The sequence below is a fragment of the Sphingomonas aerolata genome (genome assembly GCF_003046295.1).
GTDB lineage: Bacteria > Pseudomonadota > Alphaproteobacteria > Sphingomonadales > Sphingomonadaceae > Sphingomonas > Sphingomonas aerolata.
Map to the genome: position 1 here is coordinate 1,159,364 of NZ_PZZN01000001.1, position 19,823 is coordinate 1,179,186.

Sequence of the window (19,823 nt, forward strand, 5' to 3'; positions counted from 1 at the left end):
ACAAAGAGGAGACGCATGTGATCGACGGTCCAAGGCTTGATGGCAGGGTGATGGTAACGGGCGGCGCCGGCTATATCGGCAGCCATGCGGTCCTGGCGCTGCTCGACGCGGGGCATGAGGTGGTCGTGGTCGACAATCTGGTCACCGGCTTCGACTGGGCGGTCGATCCGCGCGCAACCCTGGTCGAGGCGAATGTCGCCGACGATGCGAAGGTCCGCGCGGCGATCCGCGATCACAAGGTCCGCGCGATCATGCATTTCGCCGGCTCGGTCGTGGTGCCCGAATCGGTCAGCGACCCGCTCAAATATTACCGCAACAACACCGCCGCCAGCCGGTCGCTGATCGAGAGCGCGGTGGCCGAAGGCGTGCCGCACTTCATCTTCTCGTCGACCGCAGCGACCTATGGCACGCCCGAGAAGGTGCCGGTTGCGGAGGGCGATCCGACGGTGCCGATCAATCCCTACGGCATGTCGAAGCTGATGACCGAGGCGATGCTGCGCGACGTCGCGGCGGCGCACCCGATCAACTATGCGGCTTTGCGCTATTTCAACGTCGCGGGCGCGGATCCGCAGGGGCGCAGCGGCCAGTCGACGGTCGGCGCGACTCACCTGATCAAGATCGCGGTCGAGGCGGCGACGGGCAAGCGCAGCCATGTCGGCGTCTATGGCACCGATTTCGCCACCCCCGACGGCACCGGCGTGCGCGACTATATCCATGTCAGCGACCTTGCCGCCGCGCATGTCGCAGCGCTCGACCTGCTGGTCGCCGAGCCGGCGAAGAGCCACACGCTCAACGCGGGCTATGGCACCGGCTTCTCGGTGCTCGAGGTGCTCGATGCGGTCGACAAGGTCACCAACATGACGATCGACCGCCGTCTCGAGGGGCGTCGCGCGGGCGATCCGGCGATGCTGATCTCGGACAACAGCGCGATCCTTTCGACGCTCGACTGGACGCCGCGCCATGCCGATCTCGACGGGATCGTCCGCGACGCGCTGGCCTGGGAACGCACGCTCGCCGAGCGCCAGCGCTAGGAACGGGCTCGATCAGGCGTCGGCGGGCGGGCGGCCAAAGGCGTGGCGCTCGCCGCCGATCGCCGCCCGGGCGCGCGCCGTGGCGAGCCACCAGCCGAGCGCCCACAGCGTTCCGAAGCTCCAGCCGGCGAGCACGTCGCTTGGCCAGTGGACGCCGAGATAGACGCGGCTGCATCCGATCGCCCCGACCATCAGGATCGCCATGACGAGGATGTAGCGCCGCGCTGCATTCGATACGGTAACCTGCGACGCGAGCCCGGCGAGCGTGAGATAGACGATCGCGCTGTTCGCCGAATGCCCGCTCGGGAAACTCATGTTCGACACCTGGACCAGATGGTCGACGATGTCGGGTCGCGGCCGGGCGACCTCGGTCTTGACCAGCGCGACGACCATCCCGCCGCTGACACTGGCGGCGAGCGTCGCCGCCGCGCTGAGCCAGAGCCGCTGGACCGCGAGCAGCCCCGCCGCCAGCACCACGATGATCGTCAGCACGACGCCGCCGCCGAGCGCGGTGACGTCGGCGGCGACCTTGGGTAGCCAGGACGGCCCGCCCCAGGCGCGCAGGTTGAGGATGATCGCGCGGTCGAAATCGAACGGCCAGTGGCCGACCGCGAGACCGATCAGCAGGACGAGCGCGATCGCGACCGCGCCGACCGATGCGCCCGCAAGCACCACCGGCAGGCGACGGCGATGCGCCTCGCCCGGGGTGGCGACGCCGGGCGTCACGCTGCGATCACCGTCGCCACGGCCGGCCGACGCCGTCATGCGGAATTATTCCAGATCGCCCTCGTCGATGACGATGAGCGATGCGGACGGCTTCTTCATCGCGGCTTCGGCGCAGACGTCGACGATCTCGTCGCTGAAGCGCTCGAACAGCTCGAGCGCGTCGTCCTCGGGCTCGTCGCCGCTGAGTTCCTTCAGCACGGCATATTTCACCGCGAAATCACGGTCGTCGCCGTCGATCTCGGCGGTGAACTCGACCTGCCGCTCGCGGTCGTTGTCGGTAAGGCTGTTCTGGTCGATTACGAGGCTGCTGGCCATGTCTTGAACTCCCGGGGTTACGCGATCGTCCCTGCCCTCGCCCCTCGTGCAGGGCAAGCCGGTAAAACGCGTTTTGCGCTTCGCCGATACAGGGTTGGTCAGGCAGCGATAACCCGTGAGCCCGGCCTTCGATCCGGGAAAGGTCCGCGCTGCGGTGTTTCCCCACCCCGAGCGATCAGGCGCCCCATTCGGGCCCGTCCTCGTCGCGGTAGAAGCCGTCGTCGCGGTCGGGTTCGGGCGGGGGTGGCGGCGGGCCGGGATCCGCGATCGGCGGCGGCAGCGAAGGGTCACCCCCGCCGAAGCGGATGCGGATATAGGCACCGCCCTGATGCATCGCCTGGAACAGCGCGCTCGTCTCCTCGGCCTGCAGCCGCCGGCCGATCATCGGCGCGCGTTCGGCGCTGATATAGCCGAGCTGGATGTCGCGCTCGCTCCACACGCCGACCGCATTCGAATCATGCGGATTCTTCGGTTCGCGGCGCAGGGTCACGCGGTCGCCCGGCGCACAGAGCAGGATTTCCATCCGCCGGTTGCTCCTGGTCTTGTCCGCATTGGGGAAGTCGATGCCGACGATCGAGGTGGTAAATTCGTCCATCGCGCGACGATGCGCGCGCCGGCGCGGCCGATCAAGCGGTGCGAATCGGGGGGGCGAATCAGGGGTTTGCGAGAGGAGGAGGTGCCGATGGTGGGTCCGCCGGGGCTCGAACCCGGGACCTCTCGATTAAAAGTCGCTTGCTCTACCAACTGAGCTACGGACCCGTACATCGGCTGCGAGCCACTAGGGGCGCAGCCGCGGTCGGTCAACCTTGTGCGCGAGATGGCGGACGCTTTGCCCGGTTAGCGGGTCGCGCCAGCGCGGCGCGATACGCGCAAGCGGTGCCAGCACGAAGCCGCGGTCGCGGTAGGCGGCGTGCGGCACGGTCAGCCCCGGCCCCCGCCAAACGCCCCCCGACCACAGGATGATGTCGAGATCGATTACCCGCGATCCCCAGCGACGCCCGCGCCGCCGCCCGAACGCGGTCTCGACTCGCTTCAGCCGCGCGAGCAGCACGGGCGGCGAGTCGTCCGTCTCGATCAGCGCGACCGCATTGGCATAGCGCCGGATCGACGGCCCGAGCGGTGCGCTCGCGATGATCGGCGACACGGCGACGACACCGCCAACCGCCGCCAGCGCGGCGCGGATCGTCGCGGCGGGCGCGCCGTGGATTCCGCGCCGATTTGAGCCGAGCGCGATCGCATAGGTTGTCCGCTCCATCCGACCCGCCTAACGCACCGCGATGAACTTCGCACCCTCCCCGCTGCCCGAAACCGAGCCGCCGCACGACTGTCCCAATTGCCCGCGTCTCGTCGCCTTTCGCAACGAACTGCGCGCCGAATTCCCGACCTGGTGGAACGCGCCCGTTCCCGCCTTTGGCGATCCCGACGCATGGCTCGGCATCATCGGCCTCGCGCCCGGCAAGCACGGCGCCAACCGCACCGGCCGCCCGTTCACCGGCGATTTCGCGGGGCAATTGCTCTACGAAACGCTCGGCAAGTTCGGGCTGGCGGAGGGCGTCTTCGCGGCGAAACCCGATGACGGGTTGAAGCTCAACGGCGCGATCATCATCAACGCGGTCAAGTGCCTGCCGCCGCAGAACAAGCCGACCCCGGAGGAAATCCGGACCTGCCGCCCGTTCGTCGAATCGCAGCTCGCCGAACTGCCCAAGGCACGGATCTTCATCGCACTCGGCCAGATCGCGCACCAGACCAGCGTCAAGCTGCTCGGCGGACGCCTGCCCAAGGCGAAGTTCGGCCATCTCGCCGAGCATGTCATGCCCGACGGCCGCATCCTGATCGATAGCTACCACTGCTCGCGCTACAACCAGAACACCCGCGTCCTGACCCCCGAGATGTTCGAGGAAGTCTTCGCACGGGCGCTGGAATTGCGGCGCAGCATCGCCGCAGCATAAGCTGCGTCAGACGTCCGCGACGAGCCGCCCGTAAAGATCGGGGCGGCGGTCGCGGAAGAAGCCGAAGGCGGCGCGGTGGCGCTTGACGATGTCGAGGTCGATCGTCGCGGTGATCACGCCTTCGTCGTCGCGACCGAGTTCCGCCAGAATGTCGCCGCGCTCGTCGGCGATGAAGCTGGTGCCGTAGAAGGTCTGGCCATGCTCGACACCGACGCGGTTGGCGGCGACGATCGGGACGACGTTGCTGACCGCATGCCCGACCATCGCACGCCGCCACAGCCGCGCGGTGTCGAGGCTGGTGTCGTGCGGCTCGCTGCCGATCGCGGTCGGGTAGAACAGGACTTCGGCGCCCATCAGCATCATCGCGCGCGCGGTCTCGGGATACCATTGGTCCCAGCAGACGCCGACGCCGAGCGTCGAGCGGCCCTGCGCCGCGGCATGCGGCCAGACCTTGAAGCCGGTATTGCCGGGGCGGAAATAGAATTTTTCCTCATAGCCCGGGCCGTCGGGGATGTGGCTCTTGCGATAGACGCCCTGCACCTCGCCGTCGGGGCCGATCATCGCGAGGCTGTTATAGTGATGCGGGCCATCGGCCTCGAAGAAGCTGGTCGGGATGGTGACCTTGAGCGCCTCGGCGAGCGCCTGCATCGCGAGCACCGCCTTGTGCTCGCCGACGGGGGCGGCGTTGGCGAACAGGCCCTCGTCCTCGACACGGCAGAAATATTCGCCCTCGAACAATTCGGGCGGCAGGATCACCTGCGCGCCACGCGCCGCAGCTTCGCGGACCAGCCGCGAGACATTGGCGATGTTCTTGTCGATATCGGCAGTGAAACCGAGCTGGAGCGCGGCGACGGTGATCTCGGTCATGCGAATTCCTATAGCGTCACGCCGAAGCGCGCCGCGATTGCGACGACCGCGAGATAGAGAAGGATCGTCAGGACGCAACCGGCAGCGAGCGAAAGCCAGAAGCCGACTCCGTGCCGCAACAGCGCCGGAATCAGCAGGAACATCGGCAGCGAGGGCAGCACGTACCAGAAGGTAGCCTCGGCATGCGCGGCCAGCCGGACGCGGTCGCCGGTGTCGTGCCACAGCCAGATCATGCCGAGCACCGACAGCAGCGGCAGCGACGCGACCAGCGCCCCTGCCGCCGGACTCCGCCGGGCAATCAGTGCGATCAGCGCGACGATGATCCCGGACAGGACCGCGCGGACCGCGAAGGCGAGCATCAGCCGGGGATTTGCTGGCTGATGCAGTGGAAGCTGCCGCCGCCGGTCAGGATATGATCCGCACGCTGGCCCACGACCTGACGGTCGGGGAAGATCGCCTGGATCGCCGCGACCGCGGCGTCGTCATTCTCCGCGCCGTAGAGCGGCACGACGACGGCGGCATTGCCGATGTAGAAGTTCATGTAGCTGGCCGGCACGATCTCCTCGTCACGCAGCACGCGGCCGGGCGACGGGATGCTGACCACCGTCAGGCCGGCACGTTCCGCATCGCGCTTCGCCAGCTGATAGACCTGCCAGTTCGGGTCGTTCTCGGCTGCCTCGGGGATCGCGACGCGGCCCTCGCCGACGAAGCGCGCGAGATTGTCGACATGGCCGTCGGTATGGTCGTTGACGAGCCCGTCGCCCAGCCACACGACCTGGCTGAAGCCGAGATCGGACTTCAGCCGCGCCTCGATCCCCGCCTTGTCGAGGTCGGGGTTGCGGTTGCGGTTGAGCAGGCACTGCTCGGTCGTGACGACCACGCCGGTGCCGTCGCCATCGACCGCGCCGCCTTCGAGCACCCAGTCGAACGCCGCGAGCGTCTTGCCGCGACTCTCGGCGAGACGGCGGCCGATCGTGTCGTCGCCGGGCAGGTCGTATTTGCCGCCCCAGCCGTTGAACACGAACTGGTGCGCGGTGCCGTCGCCGACGATGATCGGGGCGGTGTCGCGCAGCCAGATGTCGCCGAACGGCTCGACCACGACCTCGGCGAACGGCGCGAGCCGGCGCGCGGTGCCCGCCGACCCTTCGTCCGCGGCGACCAGGATCACCGTCTCGCCGCGGCCGTCGGCATGGACTGCGGAGGCAAAGGCGACGACCTCGTCACGCGCGGGTTCGAGATCGTCGAGCCACAGATCGGCATGGCTCGGAAAGCCGATCCACACGGCCTTGTGATGGGCCCATTCGGCGGGCGGGGGGAGTGTCGTCACTTACTTGGCTCCTGCGCGATCTTTGTCGCGGATGTTGCGAAATTCGGCGGTCTTGTACCAGTTGGGCCACAGCGCGGTGTCGTCGGCGAGCTTGCGGCCGAGCCCGTAATAGATCGTCAGATCCTCGACCGCACCCGACCAGTCCCATTTCGCGTCATATTCGTCCGCGGGCTTGTGATAGCGGTTGGCGACATAGTCCTCGCGCGCGGCATGGCCCGCCGCGGTGCCGCCGACGACGAGATCCTCGCCGCTGCCGCCGTCGAGCATCGGCACGCCGAGCTTGGCGAAGCTGAAATGGTCCGAGCGATAATAGCCGCCGCGTTCGGGGTTCGCCTCGACGCCGATCACGCGGCCCTGCTCGGCGACGAACGGCTTGACCAGATCCTCGATCTCCGACTTGCCCGCCCCCGTCAGCACGAAGTCCTTCACGCGGCCGTCGACGTTCAGCACGTCCATGTTCACGCCGCCGACCGTCCGCGCGAGCGGATAGACGGGATGCTCGGCATAATAACGCGAGCCGAGCAGCCCCGATTCCTCCGCGGTCACCGCGAGGAACGCGATCGAGCGCTTCGCCGGGCCGGCCTTCACATGCGCCTGTGCGAGCGCGATCAGCCCCGCGGTGCCCGTCGCATTGTCCGCCGCGCCATTGCAGATGTCGTCGCCACCCACCGCATCGCAGCGGCCGAGATGATCCCAATGCGCCGAATACAGCACGTAATCGTTCGGTGCGGTCGTCCCCGGCAGCACGCCGATGACGTTCTTCGACGCCTGGCGCCGGATCGTGTTGGCAAAGCCGGTCGACAGCTTGAGGCCGAGCGGTACCGCCTTGAAGCCCCTGACCTTGGCCGCCGCGGCGAGCGCGGCATAGTCCTTGCCCGCACTCGCGAAGACGCGTTCGGCGGCAGGCTTCTGCATCCAGCCGATGACCTGCGACTGGTCGAGATGATCGCCCGTCTCGTCGAGCTCGAGCTGCGGCCCGGTCCAGGACGACTGCACCACCGCCCATGGATAGGCCGCGGGTTCGGTGTCATGGACGATGATCGCCGCAGCCGCGCCGTGCTTCGCCGCATTCTCGAACTTGTAGGGCCAACGACCATACCAGGTCATCGCGCGGCCCTCGAACGGGCCTTCGCGGCCCATTGTCTGCCAGTCGGCGTCGTTGATGAGGATGACGACGGTCTTCCCCTTCACGTCGACGCCGGCATAATCGTCCCAGCCCTTTTCGGGCGCGGTGATCCCGTAGCCGACGAACACGACGTCGCTGTTCGTCACGGTCGACGTCGGCGCGACGCGGTAGGTGCCGGCGACCATGTCGGTGCGATAGGCGAGGCTGACGGGAGCGGTGCCGCCGGTGAAGACGAACGGCCGGACGTCCTTGGCGGTGATCTCGACCATCGGCACGTCCTGGGTCCAGCTGCCTTTGTTGCCGGGTTTCAGCCCCGCGGCCTCCATCTGCGCGACGAGATAGGCGACCGTCTTCGCCTCGCCCGGCGTGGTCGGCGCGCGGCCTTCATAGGCGTCCGATGACAGCGTCTGCGTGACGGTCTTGAGCGTTTCGACCGAGATGGCGGGCGCGGTCTGCGCCGAGGCGGCGGTGCCGAGAAGAAGCAAGGGCAGAAGGGCAGCGCGCATAGGGATCTCCCGAGTAAGTGCCGCGCGTTCTGGCAGCGTGCCCCCCGCCGCGCAAGGCATGCGCCACCCCCGCGGTGGTCGCCTCGGTCCCCGCCCCCGGTCTGGTGCAAATTGGACGAAAGTGCGCGTTTGTCATCGCGCGCGGCGTTGCTAGGTTACGCAGCGGGGCTTGGTTCGGGGGATAAGAATGCGGTTGCGATCGATGATGCGCGTGCGCGCGGGCATGGCGCTGTGCGTGGGGATTTCGACGACGGCGGGCGCCGCGGACCCGGTCGGGCCGATTGCGGCGGCGTTCGGCGCGCGCGAGGCGGTCCAGCAGATGAGCCTGTCGCCCGACGGGACGCATGTCGCGATGATCGTACCCGTTCGCGGGCACGGTGCCGCGCTGCGGATCGCGAACATGACCACGGGCGAGGTGGCACAGCCGATCCTGTCCGCGTCGGGGGATCCCGAAACGCTGACCTCCTGTCGATGGGCCACCGACATCCGCGTGATCTGCCAGATCCGGACCGCGTCGAAGAGCAGTTTCGGGCTGATCGGCTTCAGCCGGACGGTCGCGATCAATCGCGACGGCAGCGCGATGAAGATGCTCAGCGCCCGCACCAACGACCGTTCGCTCGGCATGATGCAGGACGGCGGCAGCGTGATCGACTGGACCGCCGACGGCGTCGCCGGCGCGGTGCTGATGACGCGCAGCTTCGTGCCCGAGATGACGACCGGGATGCAGACCGCGAGCAGCGGCGAGGGCCTGGGAGTCGAACGGATCGACAGCGTCACGCTCGCACGGCGGACGATCGAGGCGCCGCGCGGGACGGCGGACGAGTATATCAGCGACGGTCGCGGCATGGTGCGGATCATGGGGCTGCGCAGCCGAAGCAACTCCGGCTACGAAACCGGGCGGACCGACTATCTGTACCGGAAGCCCGGCGATCGCGCCTGGTTGCCGCTGAGCCGGCTGGAGGGCGATCAGAACGGTACCGGGTTCAATCCCTATGCCGTCGATCCGGCGCTCAACATCGCCTATGGCTTTGACGACAAGGATGGCCGCCAGGCGCTGTTCAAGGTCGCGCTGGACGGCACGCTCAAGCGCGAGCTCGTGCTGGCCCACCCCGATGTCGATGTCGACGGCCTGATCCGCATCGGCCGGCAGAGCCGCGTGGTCGGTGCCACCTATGCGACCGATCGGCGCGAGGTGGCGTTCTTCGACCCCGCGCTGCGCGCGCTGGCGGCGTCGCTCAACGCGGCGCTGCCGGGCAAGCCGATCGTGACGTTCATCGATGCCAGTGCGGATGAGAACACGCTGCTGCTGTTCGCGGGCAGCGACGTCGATCCCGGCCGCTATTACCTGCTCGACCGCAAGACCCGGAAAATGGGCGAGGTGATGCCGGCGCGCGCGCTGCTCGCCGGCATCCCGCTCGGCAGCGTCAAGCCGATCAGCTTTCGCGCGGCCGACGGGACAATGATCCCGGGCTATCTGACGCTGCCCGCCGGCAGCAGCGGCAAGGGGTTGCCCGCGATCGTGATGCCCCATGGCGGGCCGGGTGCGCGCGACGAATGGGGGTTCGACTGGCTCCCGCAATTCTTCGCCGCGCGCGGCTTTGCCGTGCTTCAGCCCAATTTCCGCGGCTCGACCGGCTATGGCTCGGCCTGGTTCCAGAAAAACGGCTTCCAGTCGTGGCGCACCGCGATCGGCGATGTCGACGATGCCGGCCGCTGGCTGGTCGCACAGGGAATTGCCGCGCCCGCCACGCTGGCGATCGTCGGCTGGTCCTATGGCGGCTATGCCGCGCTCCAATCGGCGGTCACCGAACCCGGGCTGTTCAAGGCGATCGTCGCGGTCGCGCCGGTGACCGATCTCGATGCATTTCGCGAGGAAGCGCGCGGGTTTACCAGTTATACGGTGGTCGACGCCTTTATTGGTCACGGTCCGCACGTTCAGGCGGGATCGCCCGCGCGCCATGCCGACCGGATCACCGCGCCCGTCCTGATGTTCCACGGCGACCGCGACCGAAATGTCGGCATCGACGAATCGCGGCTGATGGCATCGAGGCTGAAGGGGGCGGGCGGCAAGGTCGAGCTCGTCGAATTCCCCGGTCTCGATCACCAGCTGGACGACGATGGTGCGCGTACCCTGATGCTTGCCAAGGCGGATGCATTTCTCCGCAACGCGATGGGGATGTAGCGCAACGAAAAAGGGCGGCCCCGAAGGACCGCCCTTTTCCTTTTTCGAACCGCGCCGTGGCGGAGCCACGTCGTCGGACGTCGCCTGCGCGACGCCGGCTGGTCTCGTTATACTCGACTTAACGCGAATAGAACTCGACGACGAGGTTCGGTTCCATCTTCACCGGGTAGGGCACTTCGTCGAGCGTCGGCACGCGCGTGAAGGTGACCTTGGCGGCGCCGTCGGTGGCGACATAGTCGGGGATCTCGCGCTCGGCGAGGGTCTGTGCTTCCATCACCAGCGCCATCTCCTGCGCCTTCGAACCCAGCGTGATCTCGTCACCGACGAAGCAGCGACGCGATGCGACGTTGCACTTCACGCCGTTGACGCGGATGTGGCCGTGCGAAACGATCTGGCGGGCCGCGAAGATCGTCGGCGCGAACTTGGCGCGGTAGACGATCATGTCGAGACGCTGCTCGAGCAGGCCGATCAGGTTCTGGCTGGTATCGCCCTTCATGCGTGCGGCTTCGAAATAGCAGGCGCGGAACTGCTTCTCGGTCACGTCGCCGTAATAGCCCTTGAGCTTCTGCTTGGCGCGCAGCTGGATACCGAAGTCGCTGACCTTGCCCTTGCGGCGCTGGCCGTGCTGGCCGGGGCCGTATTCGCGCTTGTTGACCGGCGACTTGGGGCGACCCCAGATGTTCTCGCCCATACGGCGATCGAGTTTGTACTTTGCGCTCTGACGCTTCGACATGATAAAACCTTTGCAAATGCAAACAACGTTGGTCCCGGTATCGCTCTGCTGGTCGTCATAGGACCCGAGGGTCCGGACAAGGCAGGGCCACCGCTTCACCGGGGTGCAGGGCCATTGCGAAGGCGGGCGCCTAGACGCCGCGCCTGCCAGAGTCAAGCTGGACAGCGTGCGGGCCGCTCGGCAAGAGGCGGCATGACCATCCTATCCGGCCCCGACTGTACCACCATGACCGAGGTCCGCGCGGGCGTCGACGCGCTCGACCGCGAGCTCGTCGCGCTGCTGGCCAGACGCTTTGCCTATATGGACGCCGCCGCGCGCATCAAGCCCGAGCGGGGGCATGTGCGCGACGAGGCGCGCAAGACTCAGGTGATCGAGAATGCGCGGGCGGAGGCCGCGCGGCTGGGGTTGCCGGACGCGGCGATCGCGGATCTGTGGGAGGGGCTGGTCGAGGCGTCGATCGCGTATGAGCTGGCGGCGTTCGACCGGCGCTAGAAGAACAGGCCTGCCTTTAACCAAGTCCGTCATTCCCGCGGAGGCGGGAACCCATAGTGGCAAAGTTCGGCCCCTTAAGCGCCAGCGTTCGCCGGTATGGATCCCTGCCTTCGCGGGGATGACGGAATTCGGGTAGGCGCGCCTGCGCCCCTCACACCCGCGGCTTCTTCCCCGCCAGCGACGACAGCACGCCGCGCATCGTGCGGATCTCCTGGCTCGACCAGCCGGGCTTGGTCAGCAGCGTGCGCAGCGTGCGGCGCGTCGTCTGGATCTTGTCGGGCGGATAGAAGAAGCCCGCGCCCATCAGCATTGTGTCGAGCTGGCCGATCATCCCGTCGAGCTCCTCCTGCGGCGCGGGCGGCATGATCGGGTTGATCGAGGGCTGGCTGAGCTCGCGCTCCGCAGTCAGCCCCTTGGACCATTCATAGGCGACCAGGATCACCGCCTGGGCGAGGTTGAGCGAGCCGAATTCGGGGTTGATCGGCACGGTGATGATCGTCCGCGCGACCGCGACGTCGTCGGTTTCGAGCCCTGAGCGCTCGGGTCCGAACAGGATGGCGGAGCGGCCGGGCGCGGCGTGGATCTCGGTCGCGGCCTGTTCGGGGGTCATGACGGGCTTGGTGACGCCGCGCTTGCGGACCGTTGTCGCGAAGACCTGCGCACAGTCCGCGGTCGCGGCAGCGACGCTGTCATAGACCTTGGCGTTTTGCAGGACGATGTCGGCGCCGCTGGCGGCGGGACCGGCCGATGGGTTGGGCCAGCCGTCGCGCGGGGAGACGAGGCGCATCTCGACGAGCCCGAAGTTGAGCATCGCGCGCGCGGCCTTGCCGATGTTTTCGCCGAGCTGGGGGCGGACGAGGATTATGACGGGGGGCGGGGTGATTACACCATGTTCGACCGGCCGATCGGCGCGGTCTTCGGGGTCGGCCCGTCCTGGATCAATTCCTGCATCAATCATACTATCGTCCGTCACGTCGCCCAATCCACCTGTCTTGTCCTGTCCCTGAAACTCGGTGCGCTCGCCCGCACCACCCCGTTCGTCCTGAGTAGGGGCTGAGCGTAGCCGAAGACCCGTATCGAAGGATTTGCGCGCGAGGAGGCGCACCGCGTCCCAGTCTCCTGCAGCAAGCGCTTCCTTCTTGGCGCGCGTCCACCCTTTCAGCTGTCGCTCAGCTTCCAAGGCTTCGCTCCGGCTAGGAAAATCCTGCGACCACATGAGCGTGACCGGGCGCCTGTTATGCGTGTAACCGGGGAGCTCGCCGCACTGGTGCTGCGCGATGCGAGGTTCAAGTGCATCGGTATGGCCGATATAGTAACTGCCGTCAGAACAGCGGAGCATATAGGCGTAGAAGCTCAAACGACCTGTCCTTCGATACGGGCCTTCGCCGTGCTCAGTCCCTACTCAGGACGAACGGAAGGGAGGAGGACGGGTCATAGGTTATAAGCGGCGTACGTTCCAGTATGCCCCACGGTGCGCGACGCAGTCCACGCGCCTATTCCGCCCGCCCGACCTCCTCGACACTCCCGGCAAACGCCTCGAAGTCCTTCGCCTCGCTGAAGTCCCGGTACACGCTGGCGAACCGGATATAGGCGACCGAATCGAGCCCCTTAAGCCCGTCCATCACCATCTCGCCGATGCGCTTCGACGTCACGTCGTTCTCGCCGAGCGTCTCGAGCCGGCGCTGGATGCCGCTGACGAGCTTCTCGATCCGTCCCGGCTCGATCGCGCGTTTCCGCGTGGCGATCGAGAGCGAGCGGAGCAGCTTCTCGCGGTCGAATGGTTCCCTGCGCCCCTCGCTTTTCAGCACGAACAGTTCGCGCAGCTGGATGCGCTCGAACGTCGTGAAACGCGCGGCGCAGCCTTCGCATTGGCGCCGGCGCCGGATTGCCGCCCCGTCTTCGGTGGGGCGGCTGTCCTTGACCTGGCTGTCTTCATGTCCGCAAAAGGGGCAGCGCATTCAGACCTTCTTCTTGCCCTTGTAATAGGCATAGCCCGCGCCCGCGAGCGCGCCGAAGATCGGGCCGATCACCGGCACCGGGATCGCGACGACCGCGCCGAGTGCGCTCCACTTGGCCATGCTCTTGCCGAGGCCGGGGGTCGCCTTGATGTCGTTCTGGATGTCATCGATCTTCGACATGCTCGTTATCCTTGATAGATGGGGAAGCGCGCGCACAGCGTGCGAACACGTGCCCGAACGTCCGCCTCGACCTGCGGGTCCCCATGCTCGCCCTTTTTCGCGAGCCCGTCCAGCACGTCGGCGACCATGTTGCCGATCTCGCGGAATTCGGCGGGGCCGAAGCCGCGCGTCGTGCCGGCAGGGGTGCCGACGCGGATGCCGCTGGTCTTCATCGGCGGGAGCGGATCGTTGGGGATGCCGTTCTTGTTGCAGGTGATGCCTGCACGCTCGAGCGCCTCGTCCGCATCGCGACCGGTGATGCCGAGCGGGGTGAGGTCGATCAGCGCGAGATGCGTGTCGGTGCCGCCCGAAACGACGTCCGAGCCGCGCTCCTTGAGCGTCGCGGCCAGCACCTTCGCATTCTCGACGACGGCGGCGATATAGCTCTTGAAGTCGGGCTGGAGCGCCTCGCCGAACGCGACCGCCTTGGCTGCGATCACGTGCATCAGCGGCCCGCCCTGGAGCCCCGGGAACACCGCCGAGTTGATCTTCTTCGCGATGGCCTCGTCATTCGTCATGATCATGCCGCCGCGCGGACCACGCAGCGTCTTGTGCGTGGTGGTGGTCACGACATGCGCGTGACCGAACGGCGTCGGGTGAAGCCCCGCCGCCACGATGCCTGCGAAATGCGCCATGTCGACCATGAAATAGGCGCCGACCTTGTCCGCGATGGCGCGGAAACGGGCGAAATCGATGACGCGCGGATAGGCCGAGCCGCCCGCGATGATCAGCTTTGGCTGATGCTCGACCGCCAGCGCCTCGACCTGGTCATAGTCGATCAGGTGAGTGGTGGCGTCGACGCCGTACTGGATCGCGTTGAACCACTTGCCCGACTGGGCGGGCTTGGCGCCGTGAGTCAGATGGCCGCCGGCATCGAGGCTCATGCCGAGGATCGTGTCGCCGGGCTTGACCAAAGCGAGCATCACCGCGCCGTTCGCCTGCGCGCCCGAATGCGGTTGGACGTTGACGAATCCGCAGCCGAAGATCTGCTTGGCGCGCTCGATCGCGAGCGTCTCGACCGTGTCCGACGGCGCGCAGCCCTGGTAATAGCGCTTGCCCGGATAGCCCTCGGCGTACTTGTTGGTGAAGACCGAGCCCTGCGCCTCGAGCACCGCCTTCGAGACGATGTTCTCGCTCGCGATCAGCTCGATCTGGGTCTGCTCGCGCTCGAGCTCCGCCTCGACGCCGGCGAAGACGGCGGCATCGGCATCGGCGAGGCCGCGGGTGAAGAAGCCGTCCGGCTGGACGTCATGGAGCGTGTTGGGCTGGGTGCTCATGCGGGGACCTTTGCGGAAGTCCGGTCGACGGCGGAGAGCTTGTCGACACGGTGTTGATGACGGCCGCCGGCGAAATCGGCGGACAGGAAGGCTTCGACGCACGCCTTTGCCATTTCCTCGCCGATCAGGCGGGCGCCCATCGCGATGGCATTGGCGTCGTTGTGGATCCGCGCGAGGCTCGCCGACAGCGGCTCGGAGACGAGCGCGCAGCGGCAGGCGGGATTGCGGTTGGCGGCGATCGAGATGCCGATGCCCGAGCCGCACAGCGCGATGCCGCGCTCGGCGCGACCGTCCTCGATCGCGGCGGCCAGCGCATAGCCGTAATCGGGATAATCGACGCTCGCGGTGCCCTCGGGCCCGAGATCGAGCACGTCATGCCCGGCCTCGCGCAGCCACGCGGTCAGCACCGCTTTCAACGAAACGGCGGCGTGGTCGGACGCGATGGCGATGCGCACCTGGCGTATTCCTGTGATCGGGATCGGGTGCCCAGCCCTTTACCGAGCCGAGCCGGGATTTGCCACACCTGTTCGCGAGGGTGGCGCATAGAGCGTGGCGATCCTCCGCCGCCAGGGGGGAGGATTGCAATGACCGCCCTGCCGCCTGCAAAGAGAACCCCATGAAAGCTCTCGCCCTAACCGCCGCCCTTACCCTCGCCGCCTGTTCCGGACCGGCACCCGAGACGCGCGGTGACGCGAGCATGACGTCGGCGGGGGCGACCGAGACGACGCGCCCCGAAAAGGTCGTCGCAGAGCCGACGCGCGACCTGTCGGGGCGGTGGATCGGCGTCGAGGGCATGGTCCTCGACGTGACGCCGGCGGGCGAACCGGGGCGGTTCCGGCTCGCGATGCAGTGGGATCTCGACCACAAGGGGGTGTTCGATGCGCGCGCGGTCGGCGACACGATCGTCTTCACGCGCGACGGCGTGCGCGAGATCCTGCGGCCAACGAACGGCGACGCGACGGGTCTGAAATATCTGGCCGGCAAGACCGACTGCCTGACGGTCAAGACGGGCGAAGGCTATTGTCGCCGCGGATCAACGCGCTAGTGTCGGCCGCGTGACCCTGTCCAAGCCCCAGGCGGATGCCGCCCGCGCCCATCTCTCGAGTGTCCTGATCCGGACCGGCGAGGAAGACCGTGACGCTTTTCGTGAGCTCTATGCGCTGACCCAGGCGAAGCTTTTCGGGATCACCCTGCGTATCTGTGGCAATGCTCAAGCCGCGGAGGATGTGCTGCACGACGTCTATCTCACGATCTGGAAGCGCGCCGGCGGCTGGGAACCCGGTCGTGCGAGCCCGATCACCTGGCTGGCGACGATCGCACGCAACCGGGCGATCGACTGGCAGCGCGCGCAGGGCGTCCGCCGCGCCTCGCCGATCGACGATGCGCCGGACATTGCCGACCCGCAGCCGAGCGCCGAGGCACTGCTGCTCGACGACGAGGCGACGCGGCGGTTGCACGCCTGTCTCGAGCGTCTGGAGCAGCAGCAGCGCGACGTGATCCGGACCGCGTTCTTCGATGGCGTAACCTATGCCGAGCTCGCGCTGCGTCGCGCGGTGCCGCTCGGGACGATGAAGAGCTGGGTGCGGCGCGGGCTGGCCCGATTGAAGGATTGCCTCGGTGGCTGATCGTGATCCGCTTGCGGGCGAATTCGCCCTGGGCCTGCTCGAGGGCGACGAGCGGGCGGCGGCGGTGCGCCGCCTGCTCGCCGAACCCGGTTTCGCCGCCGATGTGGAATGGTGGCGCACGCAGTTCGCGGCGCTGTTCGACCTGTGGCCCGAGCATGACGCGCCACCGCAGCTCGCGGCGCGGGTCGAGACGAGTCTCGACGCCCTCACCCGCCAATCGGGTCGCGCGGCCGACGGCGTGACCACGCTCCGCAGCGGGGCACGGTCGCCCTGGCCGTGGCTGGCGGCGGCGAGCAGCGCGATCGCTGCCTGCCTGCTGCTGTTCATCGCGGTCGAGCCGCGGTCGGCGCCACCGGTGTCGCAGCCAATCCCGGCGGCGCGACCGAGCAGCGTGCTCGTCGCGATGCTGGGCGATGCCAAGTCGCCCGTTGCCGCGGTGTACGACCCTGCGACCGGGGCGCTGCGCGTCGCGGCCGGGCCGGGCGTGCCCGATGCGCGCGTCGCGCAGCTCTGGGTGATCGGCGGCGACGGCGTGCCGCATTCGCTCGGGCTGCTCGCCGCGCGGCCGACCGTGCTGGCGCCGCAGGGCGCGGATCGCGGCCGGATCGCGCCGGGCGCGACGCTGGCGATCTCGATCGAACCGCTGGGCGGCTCGCCGACCGGGCTGCCGACCGGTCCGGTCGTCGCGACCGGCGTGGTCGCGCGGGTCTGATGGCGCCCGCGCCCGCCTCCGGTGGCGTTCCTCCGATCGCGCGGCTGCTCGGGCTGTCGGGGCTGTTGCCGCAGATCGGCGCGGTCGCGCTGCTGCTCGGCAACGATCCTGCGAGCCGGTTTTCCGCGCTGGCGGTCGCCTATGCCTATGCCGCGCTGATCCTCAGCTTTCTCGGCGGGCTCTGGTGGGGGCTGGCCGCGCGCACCGAGGGCGCACCGCGCTGGCTGTGGTTCGCGAGCGTCGCGCCGTCGCTGATCGCGCTGGTGACCGCCTGGCCGTGGATGGTCGGGCTGCGCTGGCCGGGGCCGTCGCTGGTGGTGCTCGGGATCAGCCTGATCGGCGCGCTGCTCGTCGATCGCGCGCTGGTCCGCGCGGGGATCGCGCCGCCGGGGTGGATGGCGCTGCGCGTGCCGCTGTCGTTGGGGCTCGGTGTCCTGACCCTCGCGGCGGCGGCACTATAGGCCGGTCCGGCTCAGGCCGCCTTGCGCAGGTCCAGACGGCTCCAGATCTCGACCAGCGCGTCGGTCAGTTCGCGCATCATCGCCTCGGTATGCGCGGGGCCGGGCGTGAAGCGCATCCTCTCGGTACCGCGCGGCACGGTCGGATAGTTGATCGGCTGGACGTACACGCCGTATTCGGCGAGCAGCACGTCGCTGATCTTCTTGGCCTTGACCGGATCGCCGACCATCAGCGGCACGATATGCGTGTCGCCGATCATCACCGGCAGCCCGGCATCCTTCAGCATTGCCTTCAGCATCGCGGCCGACGCCTGCTGCCCGTCACGCTCGACGCTCGACGCCTTGAGGTGCCGCACGCTGGCGAGCACGCCCGCGACGAGCACGGGCGACAGCGAGGTCGTGAAGATGAACCCCGGTGCATAGCTGCGGATCACGTCGACGATCGTGCGATCGGCCGCGATATAGCCGCCCATCACGCCGAACGCCTTGCCAAGCGTGCCCTCGAGGATCGTGATCCGGTGCGCGACCTGATCACGTTCGGAAATGCCGCCGCCGCGCGCGCCGTACATCCCGACCGCATGGACTTCGTCGCAATAGGTCAGCGCATTGTAGCGATCGGCGAGATCGCAGATCGCCGAGATCGGCGCGATGTCGCCTTCCATCGAATAGACGCTCTCGAACGCGATCAGCTTCGGCGCGCTCGGATCCTCGGCGGCGAGCAATTCCTCAAGATGCGCGAGGTCGTTGTGCCGGAACACGCGCTTCTCGCAGCCCGAATTGCGGATTCCCGCGATCATCGACGCGTGATTCAACTCGTCCGAAAAGATGATGCAGCCCGGCAGAACCTTGGCGAGCGTCGCCAGCGTCGCCTCGTTCGAGACATAGCCGCTGGTGAAGAGCAACGCCGCTTCCTTGCCGTGCAGGTCGGCGAGTTCGCCTTCCAGGTCGACATGGTAATGCGTGTTGCCGCCGATGTTGCGCGTGCCGCCGGAGCCGGCGCCGACATCGTGCAGCGCCTCTTCCATCGCGGCGATCACCTTGGGGTGCTGGCCCATGGCGAGATAGTCGTTCGAGCACCAGACGGTGATCGGCTTGGGGCCGTTATGCCCGGCAAAGCAGCGTGCGTTCGGAAACGCGCCCTTGTTGCGCAGGATATCGATGAAGACGCGGTAGCGGCCCTCGGCATGGAGGCGGTCGATCGCCTGCGTGAAGACGCGCGAATAATCGACTCGTGGGCCCGCAATGCCGTCGGCCGTCGTGGAGACATCCGTAATCATGACCTGGGGCACTACGCCTCGCTTTCCGTCTAATCCAGCGCAATACCGTTGTTACGGTGATCGCTTTCCTCGTCCTTGTAGAACATTGCCATGCTGCGCGCATGACGCAAGCGGGCATATTGTCCCAAGCCTTGCGTCAGAGCTGCTCCATCCGAGTGAACCCGTGCCGGGCGAGTGCGTGGGCAAGCGCCTGTTCGTCGGGGCCGAGTCGCGTGAAGACCGCGACCCCTTCGCCGGCGCCGGCCCAGGACTCACCATGCATCAGGTGGACGATCCGGCGCGCGATGCCGGGGCCGCCATCGACGAAGCGGATGTCCCGCGTCCCGGCCGCGGCGGCCAGTTCGGGGGCGACCAGCGGAAAATGCGTGCAGGCGTTGACGATCACGTCGATCGCCTCGCCGCCGGGTTGCGCGAACAGGCCGTCGAGGACGGCGGCATAGCGGTCGGGCGCGATCGTACGGCCGTGGAGCTTGGCCTCCGCCATCTCGACCAGCGCCGCCGAGCCGTGGCGCAGGACGGTGCAGTCGGCCGCGAACCGCGCCGCAAGATCGTCGACATAGGCCTGGCGTACCGTCGCCTCGGTCCCCAGCACGCCTATCGTCCGCGTCACCGAGAGCGCGGCGGCGGGCTTGATCGCTGGGACCGTTCCGACCACCGGCAGATCAAGCGCCGCGCGCACCACCGGCAGCGCGATCGTCGACGCGGTGTTGCACGCGATCACGATCAGCCGCGGCCGGTAGCGCTCCGCCAGCCGCCCGAGCAGCACCGGCACGCGCGCGGCGATCTCCGCCTCGCTCTTGGTGCCATAGGGAAAGCCGGCCGAGTCGGCGGCATAGACGAACGGCGCGTCGGGCAGGGCGGCGCGCGCGGGGCCGACGATCGACAAGCCGCCGACGCCGGAATCGAAGAACAGGATGGGGCGAACGTCCATCACCGCGCCTTAGGCGGTATCGGTGGCGGGTGACAGCCTGGCCGAGTGGGGGGCGAAGTGGAAGGATGTGCGCGGCTCATCGCGTCGGCCATCCGCGCGCAACCGCCCGTCA

General features: G+C 67.9%; 24 protein-coding genes and 1 tRNA gene. 8 read left to right on the forward strand and 17 right to left on the reverse strand.

What is annotated here, in order from left to right; translation table 11 throughout:
- The first annotated feature begins 50 nt into the window (after window positions 1-50).
- Window positions 51-1,031, forward strand: coding sequence for a UDP-glucose 4-epimerase GalE (gene galE, locus C8J24_RS05315; RefSeq protein WP_107930795.1), 981 nt, complete (start codon window positions 51-53; stop codon window positions 1,029-1,031).
- Between the two features lie 12 nt (window positions 1,032-1,043).
- On the opposite strand, the gene C8J24_RS05320 is transcribed toward galE, so the two are convergent.
- The 5 genes from C8J24_RS05320 to folK form a co-directional block, all read right to left on the reverse strand.
- Window positions 1,044-1,796, reverse strand: coding sequence for a phosphatase PAP2 family protein (locus C8J24_RS05320; protein WP_107930798.1), 753 nt, complete (start codon window positions 1,794-1,796; stop codon window positions 1,044-1,046).
- 6 nt (window positions 1,797-1,802) lie between these two features.
- Window positions 1,803-2,072, reverse strand: a complete 270-nt coding sequence (locus C8J24_RS05325) for a DUF1488 family protein (RefSeq protein ID WP_031395725.1) — start codon at window positions 2,070-2,072, stop codon at window positions 1,803-1,805.
- Between the two features lie 175 nt (window positions 2,073-2,247).
- Window positions 2,248-2,667, reverse strand: a complete 420-nt coding sequence (locus tag C8J24_RS05330) for an HIRAN domain-containing protein (protein WP_107930800.1) — start codon at window positions 2,665-2,667, stop codon at window positions 2,248-2,250.
- Between the two features lie 88 nt (window positions 2,668-2,755).
- Window positions 2,756-2,831: transfer RNA gene (locus C8J24_RS05335), tRNA-Lys, on the reverse strand.
- Between the two features lie 19 nt (window positions 2,832-2,850).
- Window positions 2,851-3,327, reverse strand: a complete 477-nt coding sequence (gene folK, locus C8J24_RS05340; protein ID WP_107930802.1) for a 2-amino-4-hydroxy-6-hydroxymethyldihydropteridine diphosphokinase — start codon at window positions 3,325-3,327, stop codon at window positions 2,851-2,853.
- Between the two features lie 22 nt (window positions 3,328-3,349).
- Here folK and C8J24_RS05345 point away from each other — a divergent pair, with 22 nt between their 5' ends.
- Complete coding sequence (locus tag C8J24_RS05345) at window positions 3,350-4,021, forward strand: uracil-DNA glycosylase (RefSeq protein WP_107930804.1); 672 nt, start codon at window positions 3,350-3,352, stop codon at window positions 4,019-4,021.
- Between the two features lie 6 nt (window positions 4,022-4,027).
- Here the strand turns inward: C8J24_RS05345 and aguB are convergent, their stop codons facing one another.
- Genes aguB through C8J24_RS05365 form a run of 4 tightly spaced genes read right to left on the reverse strand, consistent with a single transcriptional unit; the run spans window position 4,028 to window position 7,847 of the window.
- Window positions 4,028-4,888 carry an N-carbamoylputrescine amidase gene (aguB, locus tag C8J24_RS05350; RefSeq protein WP_031395228.1) on the reverse strand — a complete coding sequence of 287 codons (861 nt, stop codon included), beginning with the start codon at window positions 4,886-4,888 and terminating at the stop codon, window positions 4,028-4,030.
- A gap of 8 nt (window positions 4,889-4,896) precedes the next feature.
- Entirely contained in the window at window positions 4,897-5,247 is a 351-nt protein-coding gene (locus tag C8J24_RS05355; RefSeq protein WP_107930806.1) for a DUF3147 family protein, read from the reverse strand.
- Window positions 5,247-6,215 (reverse strand): agmatine deiminase family protein, encoded by a 969-nt coding sequence (locus tag C8J24_RS05360; protein WP_107930808.1) that lies wholly within the window; start codon window positions 6,213-6,215, stop codon window positions 5,247-5,249. Before C8J24_RS05360 ends, C8J24_RS05355 begins: the two co-directional genes overlap by 1 nt.
- Window positions 6,216-7,847 carry a M28 family peptidase gene (locus tag C8J24_RS05365; protein WP_107930810.1) on the reverse strand — a complete coding sequence of 544 codons (1,632 nt, stop codon included), beginning with the start codon at window positions 7,845-7,847 and terminating at the stop codon, window positions 6,216-6,218.
- Window positions 7,848-8,034: 187 nt separating this feature from the next.
- Here C8J24_RS05365 and C8J24_RS05370 point away from each other — a divergent pair, with 187 nt between their 5' ends.
- A complete protein-coding gene (locus C8J24_RS05370) occupies window positions 8,035-10,029 on the forward strand; it encodes an alpha/beta hydrolase family protein (RefSeq protein WP_244180426.1) in 1,995 nt (664 codons plus the stop codon).
- A gap of 118 nt (window positions 10,030-10,147) precedes the next feature.
- On the opposite strand, the gene rpsD is transcribed toward C8J24_RS05370, so the two are convergent.
- The gene (gene rpsD / locus C8J24_RS05375) at window positions 10,148-10,762 is read right to left on the reverse strand and encodes a 30S ribosomal protein S4 (protein WP_107930814.1); all 615 of its coding nucleotides are present in this window, start codon (window positions 10,760-10,762) and stop codon (window positions 10,148-10,150) included.
- A gap of 192 nt (window positions 10,763-10,954) precedes the next feature.
- Between rpsD and C8J24_RS05380 the strand changes: the two genes are divergently transcribed.
- The gene (locus tag C8J24_RS05380) at window positions 10,955-11,254 is read left to right on the forward strand and encodes a chorismate mutase (RefSeq protein ID WP_031394943.1); all 300 of its coding nucleotides are present in this window, start codon (window positions 10,955-10,957) and stop codon (window positions 11,252-11,254) included.
- 151 nt (window positions 11,255-11,405) lie between these two features.
- On the opposite strand, the gene C8J24_RS05385 is transcribed toward C8J24_RS05380, so the two are convergent.
- The 5 genes from C8J24_RS05385 to rpiB form a co-directional block, all read right to left on the reverse strand.
- The gene (locus C8J24_RS05385) at window positions 11,406-12,611 is read right to left on the reverse strand and encodes a TrmH family RNA methyltransferase (protein ID WP_244180428.1); all 1,206 of its coding nucleotides are present in this window, start codon (window positions 12,609-12,611) and stop codon (window positions 11,406-11,408) included.
- Window positions 12,612-12,747: 136 nt separating this feature from the next.
- Window positions 12,748-13,212, reverse strand: a complete 465-nt coding sequence (nrdR, locus tag C8J24_RS05390) for a transcriptional regulator NrdR (protein ID WP_056053297.1) — start codon at window positions 13,210-13,212, stop codon at window positions 12,748-12,750.
- Complete coding sequence (locus C8J24_RS05395; protein ID WP_031394946.1) at window positions 13,213-13,392, reverse strand: hypothetical protein; 180 nt, start codon at window positions 13,390-13,392, stop codon at window positions 13,213-13,215.
- A gap of 5 nt (window positions 13,393-13,397) precedes the next feature.
- A complete protein-coding gene (locus tag C8J24_RS05400; RefSeq protein WP_031441042.1) occupies window positions 13,398-14,708 on the reverse strand; it encodes a serine hydroxymethyltransferase in 1,311 nt (436 codons plus the stop codon).
- Window positions 14,705-15,163, reverse strand: a complete 459-nt coding sequence (rpiB, locus tag C8J24_RS05405; protein WP_037529906.1) for a ribose 5-phosphate isomerase B — start codon at window positions 15,161-15,163, stop codon at window positions 14,705-14,707. Before rpiB ends, C8J24_RS05400 begins: the two co-directional genes overlap by 4 nt.
- A 161-nt stretch (window positions 15,164-15,324) precedes the next feature.
- Between rpiB and C8J24_RS05410 the strand changes: the two genes are divergently transcribed.
- Genes C8J24_RS05410 through C8J24_RS05425 form a run of 4 tightly spaced genes read left to right on the forward strand, consistent with a single transcriptional unit; the run spans window position 15,325 to window position 17,506 of the window.
- Window positions 15,325-15,753 carry a hypothetical protein gene (locus C8J24_RS05410; RefSeq protein WP_146163639.1) on the forward strand — a complete coding sequence of 143 codons (429 nt, stop codon included), beginning with the start codon at window positions 15,325-15,327 and terminating at the stop codon, window positions 15,751-15,753.
- A gap of 10 nt (window positions 15,754-15,763) precedes the next feature.
- The gene (locus C8J24_RS05415; protein ID WP_107930818.1) at window positions 15,764-16,333 is read left to right on the forward strand and encodes a sigma-70 family RNA polymerase sigma factor; all 570 of its coding nucleotides are present in this window, start codon (window positions 15,764-15,766) and stop codon (window positions 16,331-16,333) included.
- Window positions 16,326-17,045, forward strand: coding sequence for an anti-sigma factor (locus C8J24_RS05420; protein ID WP_244180430.1), 720 nt, complete (start codon window positions 16,326-16,328; stop codon window positions 17,043-17,045). The genes C8J24_RS05415 and C8J24_RS05420 overlap by 8 nt, the downstream gene beginning before the upstream one ends.
- Window positions 17,045-17,506 (forward strand): DUF3429 domain-containing protein, encoded by a 462-nt coding sequence (locus tag C8J24_RS05425; protein WP_107930822.1) that lies wholly within the window; start codon window positions 17,045-17,047, stop codon window positions 17,504-17,506. The genes C8J24_RS05420 and C8J24_RS05425 overlap by 1 nt, the downstream gene beginning before the upstream one ends.
- Window positions 17,507-17,517: 11 nt before the next feature.
- Here the strand turns inward: C8J24_RS05425 and hemA are convergent, their stop codons facing one another.
- Both hemA and murI read right to left on the reverse strand, forming a co-directional pair.
- Window positions 17,518-18,780, reverse strand: a complete 1,263-nt coding sequence (hemA, locus tag C8J24_RS05430) for a 5-aminolevulinate synthase (protein WP_107930824.1) — start codon at window positions 18,778-18,780, stop codon at window positions 17,518-17,520.
- Window positions 18,781-18,916: 136 nt separating this feature from the next.
- On the reverse strand, window positions 18,917-19,711 hold the full coding sequence (murI, locus tag C8J24_RS05435; protein ID WP_208620913.1) for a glutamate racemase: 795 nt from the start codon (window positions 19,709-19,711) through the stop codon (window positions 18,917-18,919).
- Between the last annotated feature and the right edge of the window lie 112 nt (window positions 19,712-19,823).

Bases quoted from the DNA above. Each gene is read 5' to 3' on its own strand.
- rpsD (WP_107930814.1), bottom strand. From the start codon at position 10,762: ATGTCGAAGCGTCAGAGCGCAAAGTACAAACTCGATCGCCGTATGGGC.
- C8J24_RS05320 (WP_107930798.1), bottom strand. From the start codon at position 1,796: ATGACGGCGTCGGCCGGCCGTGGCGACGGTGATCGCAGCGTGACGCCC.
- C8J24_RS05370 (WP_244180426.1), top strand. From the start codon at position 8,035: ATGCGGTTGCGATCGATGATGCGCGTGCGCGCGGGCATGGCGCTGTGC.
- folK (WP_107930802.1), bottom strand. From the start codon at position 3,327: ATGGAGCGGACAACCTATGCGATCGCGCTCGGCTCAAATCGGCGCGGA.
- nrdR (WP_056053297.1), bottom strand. From the start codon at position 13,212: ATGCGCTGCCCCTTTTGCGGACATGAAGACAGCCAGGTCAAGGACAGC.
- galE (WP_107930795.1), top strand. From the start codon at position 51: ATGGTAACGGGCGGCGCCGGCTATATCGGCAGCCATGCGGTCCTGGCG.
- C8J24_RS05395 (WP_031394946.1), bottom strand. From the start codon at position 13,392: ATGTCGAAGATCGATGACATCCAGAACGACATCAAGGCGACCCCCGGC.
- murI (WP_208620913.1), bottom strand. From the start codon at position 19,711: ATGGACGTTCGCCCCATCCTGTTCTTCGATTCCGGCGTCGGCGGCTTG.
- C8J24_RS05365 (WP_107930810.1), bottom strand. From the start codon at position 7,847: ATGCGCGCTGCCCTTCTGCCCTTGCTTCTTCTCGGCACCGCCGCCTCG.
- C8J24_RS05410 (WP_146163639.1), top strand. From the start codon at position 15,325: ATGAAAGCTCTCGCCCTAACCGCCGCCCTTACCCTCGCCGCCTGTTCC.
- C8J24_RS05425 (WP_107930822.1), top strand. From the start codon at position 17,045: ATGGCGCCCGCGCCCGCCTCCGGTGGCGTTCCTCCGATCGCGCGGCTG.
- C8J24_RS05400 (WP_031441042.1), bottom strand. From the start codon at position 14,708: ATGAGCACCCAGCCCAACACGCTCCATGACGTCCAGCCGGACGGCTTC.
- hemA (WP_107930824.1), bottom strand. From the start codon at position 18,780: ATGATTACGGATGTCTCCACGACGGCCGACGGCATTGCGGGCCCACGA.
- C8J24_RS05380 (WP_031394943.1), top strand. From the start codon at position 10,955: ATGACCATCCTATCCGGCCCCGACTGTACCACCATGACCGAGGTCCGC.
- C8J24_RS05325 (WP_031395725.1), bottom strand. From the start codon at position 2,072: ATGGCCAGCAGCCTCGTAATCGACCAGAACAGCCTTACCGACAACGAC.
- aguB (WP_031395228.1), bottom strand. From the start codon at position 4,888: ATGACCGAGATCACCGTCGCCGCGCTCCAGCTCGGTTTCACTGCCGAT.
- C8J24_RS05345 (WP_107930804.1), top strand. From the start codon at position 3,350: ATGAACTTCGCACCCTCCCCGCTGCCCGAAACCGAGCCGCCGCACGAC.
- C8J24_RS05355 (WP_107930806.1), bottom strand. From the start codon at position 5,247: ATGCTCGCCTTCGCGGTCCGCGCGGTCCTGTCCGGGATCATCGTCGCG.
- C8J24_RS05330 (WP_107930800.1), bottom strand. From the start codon at position 2,667: ATGGACGAATTTACCACCTCGATCGTCGGCATCGACTTCCCCAATGCG.